This window comes from Rubellimicrobium mesophilum DSM 19309 (assembly GCF_000600335.2).
GTDB classification, from domain to species: Bacteria; Pseudomonadota; Alphaproteobacteria; order Rhodobacterales; family Rhodobacteraceae; genus Rubellimicrobium; species Rubellimicrobium mesophilum.
The window spans coordinates 1-599 of the sequence record NZ_KK088552.1; the positions used below are offsets into that span (position 1 = coordinate 1).

The 599-nt window shown below is 73.5% G+C and carries 1 protein-coding gene and 1 pseudogene; both read right to left on the reverse strand.

The window, feature by feature from the left end; translation table 11 throughout:
• The coding region (locus tag RUMESO_RS02900) for an antibiotic biosynthesis monooxygenase family protein (protein ID WP_037277997.1) at positions 1–229 on the reverse strand (229 nt) is incomplete at its 3' end.
• A 99-nt stretch (positions 230–328) separates the two neighbouring features.
• Positions 329–599: pseudogene (locus tag RUMESO_RS25605) on the reverse strand (tripartite tricarboxylate transporter permease); the annotation flags it as partial.

Here is a 599-nt window from a genome sequence, read left to right on the forward strand (position 1 = left end):
CCCGCCACTGGGTGAAGGCCTCCGAGCCGCGGAAGCCGACGGTGTGGTCCTCGAGGCTCGCCCAGTCCACGAGGAGCCGGTAGAGGCCGGGCACCTCCACCACCCGGTGCAGCCGCACGCCTCGGCAGCCCGGCGAGGCCAGGAACAAGGGCACCGCCTCGCGCACGGCCGCCTCGAAGGCGGCCTCCCGCCCAGGGGCGATGGTCAGCTCGGCGGTCTCGAGGATCATGGCGGGCCTTTCAGGCGTTGCATCGGTACGCTCGCCGAGCGGGTCGCAGACGTTGCCTGGGTGGTCAAGCCCGGGCGCGCGGATCCGAGGACTGGGCTGTCATCCCGGCCGTCGCCTTGCGCGCGCCCGTTGTCGCATGATCGGGGGGAGGGCGACGAGGAGGGTGGCGAGGAGGAGGAGGGCGAGCGAGATCGGGTGGGTGAGGAAGACGGTGGCGTCGCCCTGGCTGATGGCGAGGGCGCGGCGGAACTGCTGCTCGGCGAGGGGGCCGAGGATGAGGCCGACGATGGCGGGGGCGACGGGGACGTCGAGGGCGCGCATGCCGAAGCCCGCGAGCCCGATGATCCAGAGCGCCCAGACGTCGACGAGG